At 41.4% G+C, this 13,594-nt stretch carries 4 protein-coding genes; all 4 read right to left on the minus strand.

From position 1 onward, the window contains the following. Positions 1 to 6 precede the first annotated feature (6 nt). Positions 7 to 4,632: a hypothetical protein gene (locus DFQ00_RS04080; RefSeq protein ID WP_110894435.1), complete on the minus strand. Its 4,626-nt coding sequence runs from the start codon at positions 4,630 to 4,632 to the stop codon at positions 7 to 9. A gap of 45 nt (positions 4,633 to 4,677) precedes the next feature. Beyond that, positions 4,678 to 10,383: a hypothetical protein gene (locus DFQ00_RS04085; RefSeq protein ID WP_110894436.1), complete on the minus strand. Its 5,706-nt coding sequence runs from the start codon at positions 10,381 to 10,383 to the stop codon at positions 4,678 to 4,680. Between the two features lie 101 nt (positions 10,384 to 10,484). Further along, complete coding sequence (locus tag DFQ00_RS04090; protein ID WP_110894437.1) at positions 10,485 to 11,621, minus strand: hypothetical protein; 1,137 nt, start codon at positions 11,619 to 11,621, stop codon at positions 10,485 to 10,487. Positions 11,622 to 11,635: 14 nt separating this feature from the next. Beyond that, complete coding sequence (locus tag DFQ00_RS04095) at positions 11,636 to 13,591, minus strand: hypothetical protein (RefSeq protein ID WP_110894438.1); 1,956 nt, start codon at positions 13,589 to 13,591, stop codon at positions 11,636 to 11,638. Between the last annotated feature and the right edge of the window lie 3 nt (positions 13,592 to 13,594).

The raw sequence follows: 13,594 nt of genomic DNA on the forward strand, positions 1-13,594 counted from the left end.
CTCTCATTACGTAAACAGCCATATTCGCTTGCCGATTACACACATTTTAGGCCTTGATTTCCATACTTCAAGTAAACATTTAATCAGTGCTTCTACGCACTGATCTCCGCCACCACCTTCACAGTAAGGAATGACATAAACATCATCGCATATCCAGTTGGTCAGCTCCATCCAGTCCAGATTGGCATACTCGTAGCTGCGTGTCCCTTCTTCCTGCATGGAAGTAAACACCCATTTGAATTCATGCTTACCTTTGGGTACCGGATGTGAGAAGTTATAATACCCACCCTCCTTAGTGAAAGTTTGGATTAAGTTATTGTCGATGAAGAAATCAAGCTGACAATCAAAAGGCACAGGAACCCATACCCACCGTTCATACGCTTTGAAGTCCTGCAGCCGGAAGGTAGTCAGATATGGCTTGCCAGTCACTTCGCTAATCTTTCCTTGCTGATCCGTAGTGATCTCTACTTTATATTTACTATACGGTTTGGGTGATAGATCGTTTATTTCAAAACCACGAAAACCATGGCCATAATACTTTTCATCTAAAAACACTTTTCCATCTTCTCGGATGATTTTCACATGCATATTGCTATTATCGCAGCCCCCCATCCAGATCGGTTTGTTATTCCAGACCTCAAAGTGAGTTACTTCAGCCCAAGAAGGTGCAATTTTGATGATGTCCTCAATATGTAGTTTTCCTCCCCAGATCATGGCACCATCTCCCGGGCATCCTTGTACAAAGCGCACTTGAACTTCATACTTTCGCTTCTCATCTGAGGTATTTTCCACTTCGATTGTAATCATCTGGTCCTCTTGATTCGTCACATCTCGAGAGTGTAGCAATCGCCCTTCTTCATAGGTATCAATAACTATCTTCGTTCCTGAACATGCCCTGTTTGTATTCTTATATAATCGAATAACGTCGAGCCAAGCATGACTTCCACCATCTGGTGCTGTTGTGTCTGGTGGCGTCCAAGGCTCTGGCCCCGGGTGAGGGGAATTGCCTTCCGGGAACATGTTTCCATTAGCATCAGTACAGTAATTAGGCCAGCTCTCGTAAAAACTCCCCTCACTCAATGTAAAACCACCTGCACCAAGACCAGTCGCGCTTGTTGAGGTTTTATCTTTATGGAGTGTGTACACTACTTTATATTTGTGCTCCGGGATTAATGAAGAAGGACTGCTAATATATTCGCTAACTTTTTGACCATTTTTAACTTTTATTTGTATGGGATCGAACTTTCTGTTTGCTGTTAAATCATACCACTGCACATTCACATAAGTCGTTTGATCAGAAGAAACTGGGTTAAGAAGCTTATTTTGATTGACACCATCCGGATCATCCGTCTTTACCGTAAGGCCTTTGACGGCTGCATAATAGTAATTACTTTTTTTCCCCCGTTCATATCCATTAATAGTATCAGTAAGACCTATAATCAATGTGTATTGCCCTGGTTTATCTACTGTTATTGTTTTAGAATACTTTTCTGCTTTAGTCCAATGTGTTGTACCAAGTTGCTTGCTGTTATATCCCTCGTTGTCTCCAACATTTATGGTCCGATCAAGAAATGTTACTGCTTTATCAGTATTATTTTTAGGGTGATATGCTATTCTAAATCTTCCAGCAAGTGTACCTTCAGTCAAATGACATAAGTATTTAAGATCAATATCGAATGATTCAACACAATAGAAATCAAAAATTATCTTTTTGGTATCTGAGCCAAACAAACTATATTCAGGACTTTGAGGGTTGTTTCCAGAAACATCCAAAGAATAATAGTCTAATGTACCATTTGATTTGGAAATAGTCTCAGCGCCTATATATTGAGCACTTTTATTATTTAGCGTCCTCTTTACAAGCACCCTCTTTTTGGTCACTGGATAGACTGTCAACAACTCAGAATAATGTAAATCTCCAATTTTAGGGGCTGTAAATGTACGAACAATTGTCGAGCTTTGCTTTGTAGTACCCACTTCGTCCGAAGAAATAAAATCACCTTTATTGGTTGCATCAAACTTAGCAGCTCGTGGCGAATGTCCACCATATAATTTTTGTGCGTATTGGATGTTATCTGTTTTTGACCCCCAGGTATAACACTTCACTCCGTATGGATCTGTCGTTGCCCCACCTTGCTGATCACTTCCCGTACCTGTTCCACTGGAAGTTCCCGAACCGTTTCCAGAACCACCCTCTTCGTTATCTGGCGTATATTTTTTACCATCCCGGTATCTCCAGCGAAATTGATGGTTACCTGGTGGCAGAGGATACATACAATTGGTCCCTTCCAAGTCATTTGACTGGCTTCCAGTCCAAACCGAGATACCATCGATTTGAAGTTCAAGTTTTTCCCCTGGATCAAATTGCCCTCCATATTGCCAACAGATGTAACCCGAATTGTCCAAGTGAGCTTCGAAATCACATATAAAATCCTGATCATGTCCCTGTGCCCACATGACTCCATCACCGTTCACAATTTTTTTCCAAACCCAATTTCCAGAGAATCTTAATGATTCATGATATTGCCCTTCATCATTAAACAATTCTTCAAAAACCTTAAAATCTCTTGTGACCCCTGTGACCGGATTGTACGATGAATCCATCGCTGGGTAGATACGCATATGTTCTTGAATGCTAAATTTAGCACCGGGATTTAATTCTGCATTATATCGAATCGTATCCCCATTTCTTTCAGTTCTAGCACCTGCATCTGTTACATCCCATCCGCGTGTCACATCAACGTACGAACCTAACCTTGTTGTGGAACGATATGTATTTCCTGTATTGTTTCCATAGGTAAATAGTTTTTCCAAATTATCAATAAAAGGCTGTTCAGTGTAATAATCTCGAATATAAAATTGGATGATATTTAAACCTTCCTCTAAAGGAATTCGTATCTGCTCCCCCTGGCTATGCATCGTTGAATAGTATTCAAGCATGCCATTTACAGTCACCTCGAACGATTCCGTAGCTCGTAATTGGTGAGAATAACTAAACAAAAACCAACCCTCATCTTGCAAGTTCACTTCAGTTTGAGCAATCATATTCCCTTCTAGAGGTTCATCCAGCCTTAATACATTCCCTGATTTTACCCATGATGGACTGCCTGACATCTGCCATTGATAATTCCCAAGGCCCCGGCCATGGAGAGATTCTTTCCAATGATCAATCTCGTACGATGGACATACAACTTCAACTACTCCTTTTAGATCCACAGTGGTATCAGGGCCCGCTACAATTTCATATTCAATTTTGGCTTGATTGGTAGTTGTTTCGGAATATTCCTCATTGAGATTCCACTCTACACCGTGAACAGACTGAGCCTGACTATTATGACTGCTTTCTCCATGTTGAGTTCTGGATTTAAAAATATCATCAAAGAACAAATCATAATCTTTAATTGGATAAGATTCTTTGTCTATTCCCATGTAGTAAGCAAAAGAAACTGTAGCATCACATTCATTATCCAAATTCATTTTCATCGTCTTACTTCGCTCTTCATCTGTAATGAACTGAGCTTGAAAGTGGGCTTGTGCAATACTTTGTGATGATTTTACAACCCAATCACTGTCCCACTGCTCGCCATCCAGATCACGATCCAAAGGAGCAGGCGGCTTACGTGTATCCACAATTTCAACCACTTCAATATCCTTAATATAAATCCCATTGTTCTGCCACACTTCAGGCCGCATTTTGCGAATTAACCAGTCGAATTTGTACATTTGCCCCGGCTGTAATGTGAACGCTGCTTCCTGCCAGCTCGTATTTTCGCTCCATTCGCCACCAACCTGTTGCCCGTTAATATAGAACAACATGCCATTACCACGTTTAGCACTGACCATGTATTTAAACCGAATCTGACCATACCGTTTAACACGCCAGTTAAATGTGATCTTCGATGAATTGCCAATCTGCAGCAGGCCCAGATTAAGCTTCAATATCATTTCTGATCCAGACTGTTCATTTTTGCCTACAGAGTGCACAGTGCCCCATTCCTGATCCTCGGTCGATGAAACATATCTGAAGAAATCCGGAAATTTATTTGAAAATGGAACATCCTTTTTCATGGAGAACAAAGGAATTTCGTACACTTTGGCATCAAAATGATTGAAATAATTACCGCTAAAATGATGATAATACGGCGCAGGGCAGACCGGTAAAGAAACCCCATGATGGCTGCCGCCAGGCTTCTGGGCATTTTCCAGAATCTTGTGAATACAGTCTTTAATCATCTGCAATACACGCTGATACTGTGTTTTATCGGGCGGTTGCTGCTGTTCTACCCACCACTCGATTCGCCGGTACATATTCCATAACGCCTCACGACATCGTACACTTGCATACCATGTTTTATCCTTTAAATACTGCTCAATCATCTGATCAATGCTGTTCTCCAGCGCATCCAGCTGAACCGTTTGCCATCGCCCAATCTGGCCATAGCCTGGGTCTCCTAAAATGGGATTATTTTCTTCTCCATATCGATCCGTTTCACTTCTGGGTGCATTGGGACTCTGTGGCAGATGAGCAGGATGATTAGGATTACCCGGACTCTTATCCGCAACCTTTGCTCGCATATTAGCAAATAGTACACCTTTTTGTGATTTGGAGAACAAACCAAATGTATGTCCCACTCCAATCACCTCCCAATTACGCTATACGAAAAAAGGAGCACCGAGTTAATCGGTGCCCGTTAAATCATATTGTAATTTTGAATCCGTATAAATTTGCAGCCGGTTCTCCATTACTGATACCGATAACATATACCACTTCCCTTTTTCCCATTTAAAGGGCTGCATCGGAGATCCTACAGGCCGCACATTCCCTGCAACAACTTGATATAATTGCATGGGCGACCTCATATCCAAGTTATTCTCGCGATCTCCTCCATGTATCATAAACATCCAGTAGTTCTGATCATCAAGATATTTGAATAAGATACCAGCACCCTTGTCATCTGCATCGGAATCTACTTTGAAATTGACTGAGAATTTATAAGTGTCAGCCAGAAAATTGTTGCGATACCATCCACTCATTTCCGCTGTCTCATTCTTAGAGTAAAATTTCCCGAGAAGTTCATCTCGATCCCATATTCCTTTGCCAAATGATTTCCACTCATCGGTTTGAGATAGTTCCAAGGCATCCATATCTCTGGAGTATGGATAGTATACATTAAAGGGATCATGTGGATCATACTCTTCAGGTACACCCATGCCCCCTTCCCAATCCTCAGGATTCATTCCTCGCTCAAGCAGATCATCCGAATAATCAAACATGAGTCCTTGTGCCATCGTATCCATTATAGGGAGATATGCATCCTCTGATTCCTGATGAGCAAATAAATGTTCTGTCACCTTAAAGCTATCATTCGGCTCCGTTTTTGCAAGATGATAATATTCCATGAGATGCGCTGTTCTTTCCGGAAGAAATGCGTACAGCTCCTGCAGATATTCTGATCTTTTTTCTGGCCTCTCGGCAAAAATGAAACCGGTAATAATCTGGGCGCACCGTTCTTCGAATGAAGCCACCAATGATTCTGGCTCTTCAATCTCGGATAGTCTTGCATTAGCTAGACCGAAACGCGTTTCTTGTTCGATACTAGACACGCGTTCTTCGGTTATCGCTTCACTCGTCATTTCATGAAGTCTACCCGAATCTGACAATTTACTGCCAAATGTCTCTCCATCTTTAACAATATAACTTTGGTATGGAGCATTATCGGCGTAACTTGTTTCTTCATCAGAAGAGTCGGATAACCTTTCACTTCTCATTGCAAATAATCCATCGTATCCTTGACTTCTGCGCTCTACTCCCTCTCCGTTGAAGAGCTTATGTGAATATGCATAACGATCCATTTTCCCTGCAATGATCTGTTCCAGTTCTAAGGTCACTTTTCTAGGTACAGCCATTCCCTCGTGCAGTTGATGATTATCCGCATAATAACTCATTCTTGAACCCGTAACCAAGTTGCGATCAAGATGAGCTTCACGCTTCTCATTATCGCCAGTCACAATATGTATCACGTCGAATTGTTTGTACTGGAATCCAACAAGATCCGTACTCACTCTTGAGCCCTTACTTTCCTTATAGCTATCTAAAATAATGTTAATACTTTCTCCTTCAAGGAGCTTCATAGAGCCGCTGGTCATCTCGTGGGTATGAGCACTTCTCACACTTTTACTTGCGTAAAGTTTATCCATGAGATCCATCGACTTGAGCTCTTTGCTCAGATCCAGTATTTCAGTTATAACGGAACCTTTATTATTTTTTAAGCCAGCAAGATTTTCTTCCCAATAACCATATTGCGGTTTGTCAGCGAACCAGATTTCTTCCACTTTACCCTCTTGGGGCTTTTCCGAAAATAAAACTTCCTGCGTTTTTCCGTACTTCAGGTTAGTACCACCGACAAGTTCGATGGGTATATCTCCGTAATGAAGTCCAGTACCACCAATAGATTCAACTGGAATGTCACCATATTTCAGGTTAGTTCCACCGAGCGGCAGAATTAGATCAAGATTACCGTATTGAGGTTTGTCAGCAAGAAGTTGTTCCTCGAGTTGAACCGTTTTCTCCTTCTCACTCTCTGTCGTCTCTTCATTGAATGCTGTTCTTGTTTCTTTAGACCCTGTAAGTAACGATTCTTCCAACTCTACTGCCTTGTTATTTTTCATTGCATTTTCAATGGGTTCAACGAAATGAGTTTCTCTAATTTCATGATCTGCTAACCCGTATTCTTCATGCATCTGACCAAGGCGAAGCTTCACAACTTCCGTCTCCATTTCGTGTATCCAAGCCTCTTTGCTTACTTTTATGAAAAGAAGCTCTTCAGACAGATCAGACGATAACTCCATGTTCTTCGCGATGAACTGACTGTTCATTTCCCCATCATATGAGCTTGGCAGCGCTACTAACATCTCCATCATATTTGCATGTTGCAGAAATAATGCCCCAGCACTAAACTCATCTTGTAACAAACCTGCCTCGCTATGCTTCACTGTTTCGAATAACGAGATACCCATATCAGATTGCAGTACTTGTCGTTCTCCCGTTTCAAATGTAATATCAAATAAGGCATCTTTTGATTCATTAAAACTTAGGAAATATTCCACATCAGAGATGCCTTCTCTTGAAATAGAGTTACCTATAGAGTAATCATAATCGAGAACTGACGATCTCCATATCTCCGTACCTAACGGTTGTTCTAAAATCGTAATACCTTGCTCATGTTGAAGTGTACCTGCTGTATAGACATTGTTAAGGTACAACTGTCTAATGTTTGCTGCACCTGTAGCGTATTCCCGATAAATTACAGTTTCTCGGTCCTGATTCGAACCCAGCCAGTCCGTATTCTGCAAATATGCTTCAGAAAGGTTGGATTCTCCTGTTAGAGAATCTTCATGGAGCATCATCTGTCGCAATTCCAAACGACCTGGATTGTGTGCTTCAAGTACAATCCCAGATCGATCACGATCCACTTTACCCATGTTCAACTCAATCATACGATCACTATTACGGCTTCGAACATTCCCTGCGATTTCTTCACTAAGTCGTTCTCCATTATGATCGAGTCGCTGACCCGCAATTAATTCAGGCTCAGGTAAACCTTTCCTCTGAACATGACCTGTCTCATACGCAGGGTCATCCGGGAACTGGCCCACACCCGGAATCAAATATCCAAGCGGATCATCTGTCTCAATGGTAATCGGTCGTGTATTGTAATCTGCTCCATACGTGACCTCAGTAATTTCACCGTCCAGATTTTCTTTTACTTTAGTTCCTTCGAAATGATCTGTCTCCTTGGTAGCTCGATACTTCTCTACTTCTGCATAGGCGCTACTACTCTCATGGGACGAATCAGACATTTTTTTGGATGCCTCAGAGGTTACAGTATCTATATGGCTTTGATACGTATTTTTCATGCCCTCCAAATTAAAGGAAAGTAGTTCTGACTGATGATCACTTTTGTTAGCAATTAGAAAGCCACACTCTATCAGCGCATCGATACGCTGCTGAATATCTGCCAGGTATTGCTCATTAATATACAGAGCATGATGTGGATCATGAACAGCCTCTAATAGCATTTCCAGCAATACCGCTGGAGTATTGTTCATAATCTCTCCTACAATGAGCTCTTCATCAAGATATCCCGGATACGTTTTATTCCCCAGCCAACCTCCTCCAATGAACTTATCGAGAAGCTCGTCTCTAATTATTGCCGTACGTGCCTGCCCACGTATGGATTGAAGGACGGATTCCCTATTCATTTTCATAGTAGTTCGACTAAATTTAACCGGTTGATCAGTAAGAAACATATTCTTTTGTTGATTATTTTTATTATAACTGTTTAATATTTGGATCAAGGTATGTCTGGTTTGTTCTTTGTTGCCCGTAACTGCCACAGCCTCAGGCAGCCACAGTTCTTGCAAAGATTTACGTTCAGCTTCTGTGACTTCAAGCAACTGACTCTCAAATGATTTTTTTCGCTCTGCCTTTTCCTCGGATTCAGGAAGATAAAGCTCCCTGCCGCCTGTCTGTCCAATATAAAATTTTTCATTAACATAAGTGTCAAACTCACTTTTTCTTTCGCCTTTAGCGCTATCGCGAAGTAACTCCAGAGCCTTCGAAACCAAACGGTTTCCTATTTCAGCATCTCTTCTTACATCTGCTTCCCTTTTATATACACGTTTACTTTCGTGCAAGTTTCTAAATACAAATCCATACTCTATATGCTCACGGTAGGCCTGTTCCACTTGATCATCAATTAAACTGTGAACTACAAAAATACGTTTAGCTTCCAGTAGTTCATCATTCACGTGCAGCTGCTCCATAAAAATTCGCTGAGCTGTGGTTAAACCATTCACATTGACCATATCGGCTGTTTGACTGCGAACAGATCCAAAAAAATGACGTTCCACTTCCGTTATTACTGATATCTCTCTCGAGGTATCAATAATTCCTGATTGCGTTAATGTGGGATGATTGTCTGTAATTCTGTTAGCTTGGTGCCAAGACGTTTCACTGGCATAAAAGACCGAACCATTTCGCCCGTAGTCCCTGCTGCTTTTTCTTAAATTATGGCTTAAATAAGTGTTCGTCATGACTTCCCGTTTCCCCCGAAAATCGGCATGAAGAACCGTCGGGTACTGACGATCTTTTAATTTGGCTAGCACATTCTCATGCAGTACTGCTCCCTGCTCAATAGAACGTTTAGCTTGATTCAGATGTGAAAAAAATATATTCTCCTTGATTTCTCTCATAGCTTGCGAAACATGGGGACTGGTTGTCGCATGAAATGTTTTTTCCCGTATGCTAGAGCCTAACGTTTGCAAGAGTTCAACCTGCGCTGCCTCATATTCTCGATGTGCTGAGGGCAACGTCGAATCAATGTGAAGATATTTAATTTCCTGAAAGAGACGATTCACTGCTATGGATACATCAGGTGGAATAACGATTTCCTTGTCTGAATTCACCCTTTTAGCGTTGATTAGATTGCTATGCGTGTATGTATCTTTTTCTTGCTCCCTGAAACCTAGTAAGTTCTCATATATGAGCTTTACCTCTTGTTGACTTATCTTCTGAGACTGAACACTCTGCACTAGTTCTGTGTCTCTGAATTGATTTTGGATTGCCTCGAGTAAATATGGATTCTCCGTCTGGCGTCCTATTATTTTGTTTACAGTATGGTAAACCTCTGTTACTTCCATATCGGGATAAGCTTGCCGGACAGCATCTATCCATTGCTCGATTATCAGTTCAGATTGGATATCATGCTCTGCGCCAATCGCATAATCAGCAATCATGCCGAATTCACTAACTTTGAAGCTGATCTTACTAGGCTCCAATTTATCCAGATTGTTTACAAAGTTGCGAGTCAGTCCTAATTTCCTAAAAATTCTCAGTTCTTTATCGTTATCTACTCGCCAGCCTTCCGTCATCTCATCGTGGACAATGGAGTCTTTCCGTTCGTTAAACCGGTCACCTTGAGATGGATTATCCATCTCAAGGGCTTTAATTAAAGCAGAACGCTCCATATCCAACGAAAAATCCATAACGGTACCTTGCTTGATAGCCGAGTTTGATCCCTCCAATGAATGGTTCACGATCTCTGCTTTATCAGAATGTGATTCGCCCAAAACGATAAAACGTTCTTCACCTTCCAGATCTTTTCGGATAGCTTCCACCAAATCCTGATTAAACCCGTTTGAAATAGAGCGAGCCATATAAAAATCAAGCATGAGCACGCTCGGGTAACGACTATAGGGCATATATATAAATCGATAATCCTCCGGTCTGCTACCTGTAGTTCCAACAGTGAACAAGTAACCGAACTGAGTGGTCGTATAATCGATGACAGTAAAATTGAATTGGTTGACTACTTGACTCACTTCACGACCTCCTTCCGATAAAAAAAGGGAACCCCCTGAGTGGAGTCTCAGAACGTTCCCTCTTGCTGAATCTATACGACACAGCTTACATTCAGTTTAATTTAGGCTGTATAGCGAACTTCTTTCAGGATCGCCACACCCATGCGTTGGTTAGCCGATAGATTCATAAAATTTTGAGCCGTATCTGTGTCAAAATAACGATATACCTCTTGATTCCAGGTTTTCCCTTCAACATCAATAATCAACTCATCGAGATGCAGGATATTATGTTTGGTAACCGCAATGCAGTTATCAAATTGACCGCGATACCCTTCATATGGATGAACAACATAAATTGGAGACAAATGATATTTCGAAGTCCATTTTGAAGCCTGAAAGCCCTGCGGTTCCAATTCGAGACCAGTATCTCCTAATTCCGGATCTTGATAAGCTTTCCCTTTCGGTGGAGCCTGTGTAATAAAAGAAGGATAATGCTGCTGAAACTCAATGCCCGACTTGGTTTTTAACATCTGAAGTGTGTTGTTACCAGCAGAAGTATATTGCCCATAATAATAGGTCCCTGTCGACGCAATTTTAGAGATATCAGGCTCATCAATAACCGCACCAGCAGTCAGCATTACATTTCCATCCACATCATTCAGATTGTATTTAAACGGTTTAAGGGCACCGACGTACAGGAACGATTTTTTGTAATCCAGGAAGTTTACAGCCGGGTCGGCCACAAGAACCATAGCCAATCGGTTGTTCATAACATTTACATACATATATACAGGCTTTTCTTTATTTCGATCTGTCGGCGTGTAATTTTCCAGCGCCCATTGGTACAGTACAGGGTGACCTGTCAATTTGAATGTTGGACGAGTAGTGACTGGCAGCGCTGCTGGTTCACTGCCCTCCAAATCTTCAAGCAACTGAACAGTTAATGTACTATGTTCCTCGTAAGCTGGTACGGGAGCAACCTCACGTGGTACAAGCGCATGATTAATAAAGCTCACATAAAAATGTTTTGTAATTGGGGTTGTCTGCGTTCCAATCGTCATAATGCCCCGCAAAATTAATTCCTGGATGCGATTGTTACTGTCCTTCTCTTCGTAGAAGACTTTCCATTGATTTTGCTCTTGAGCTTCACCTGCAGTTGATTCGTAAGGATAATTTCCAAAGTCAGTAACTTCTTCCTTCAATTTAGTCAACAAGTCCTGAGAAGTAGTAATTGTTTCTACATATTTAAAATTTGTCATTTGTATTTTTCCTCCTATTTTATCTCTTTTAAGAATGCAATGGTGATGACATCTGGTGAAGGAGAATGCTTGAACAGATTAAGCGGGCTTTTAATGCTGAAAAATTTGTACACTTCTGTCCATGTTCCCAGCGACGGTTTGGAAGGGTCCTTCAGAATCTCGGTATCTACAATCAATTCATCGCGATTCACCAGATTATGGTCATAGATCGCAACCACACCGTCCATATACCCCCGATAACCTTCTGCCTGATGAACCAGATAGATTGGACTTGCATGATACTTTCCAGTCCACAGTGACTTTTGGAAGCCTGCCGAATCTACAATTAACTTGGAGAGACCTGAAGGAAGTTTCCCTACAGAAGGATAATTCGGCAGATGCGAGATAAATGCTGGATAATAGCGTTGGAACAACACGTTGCTTCTTGTTTTCAACATAGACATGGAATCCATACCATTAGAGGTGTACTCCCCATACTGGGCATAAACATCTGGATTAAGATCCGTCAGAATATCATTTTTGGTATAACCCGTCATATCCGTCCGAAGATCTCCCATTCCTACGGTTACGCCAAAATTCCCTCCGTGATCAAACTCATTAAACGGTACAATTTTACCTATGTATCCAAAACTTCGATAATAGCTGTGAATATTAGGGGAAGGGTCTCCTTCAAGTACCAGGACAACGCGATCGTTATTCACTGAAAGAGTATACGATACTAAATAATCCGGTCTTCTTTTTTTATTAGGAAGCCATGATGTTGTAGAATTACGACCATGGAAAAAACGTGCAGCCGGGCTAACAATTTCTGTTTTCTCGTCATAATCCAGTTTCCATTTCGTGGATGGTGGAACAAATGGTTTAAGTGCCTCAGGATCATTCCATACAAGATACATATAATGCGCTTTTAGCTGGTCAATGACAGTTGGTGATTTCCCCAATGTAATGCTATCCGGATCACAGATCCCGTCATACGTTTTACTTTCACTGCCTTGCTCATTTTTGCCTTCAAAACCTTCTCCATAGTAAACATTAATATAATTCCAATCATTAGCAGGCTGCTCAAGCATGACATAATAATCACGACTCTGGATGCCCGAAGGAACCGTAGGTGTTGCTTTGACAACCGTTTGGGCAGTTGCATAATTCAGAACATCAGCTGTGTAGTAGAGTTCATCAAATTTGTAGGTTTGTTTAACAGGTTCGTAATAACTATCAACAATACTGGCCCAATCCCAGTAAGGGGATGAATATTGTGATACTACTCTTCTGGTAAAGTTATACTGATACTTCCCCTTTGGAGTAAGCTGGATTGCATAAGCCCAATCCGTAGGCATCTCTGTAATGATCTCAAATTGATTCCATTCCGCAGATGGTTTTGTTGTTCCATCCAGATTGCCAATAACCTGGCGTACAAGATAAGCTCGGTACCCCTCAGAAACCGAACTATCCTGAACTACTGTTACTAGACATCCAGGAACATCCACATATACTGTTTCTTTCGTAAGATTATCCTGATAGCTGAATTGAACAACCTGAATTTTTCTTCCTGTCTTATAGTTTCCATAAGTTGTACCCACATTGGACGAGTTTGGATTAGGCTTGCCTTCAATTTTCTCATCGTAGTAAATCGACCCTACTTCCCAAAGACAACCATCTGCATCTAGTGCTGAATCCCCGGTGTGACTTTTAGCCCCTGTCCAATCCGGAATTTTGTACACCCCATATTGCTTTCCATCCGAATGAGCATACATGCCAACGATACCTTTATGATAATTCTTACTGTAGGTGACCCATTTCGCTCCATCAGACTCATACACCTTTTTCCAGCGATTAGCGTCAAGGCCACCTTCAGCTCTGGGAATATCAGCATTCACAATCTCATCCGCCAAAGTATTAATCAGTTTTTGTGCTTCCGATTCTCCGTCCAGATATGCGGCAAAATTCGTTAGCGGTTTTTGCAGTGCCATCGT

Source organism: Paenibacillus barcinonensis (assembly GCF_003217495.1).
In the GTDB taxonomy this organism is placed as follows: Bacteria; Bacillota; Bacilli; order Paenibacillales; family Paenibacillaceae; genus Paenibacillus; species Paenibacillus barcinonensis.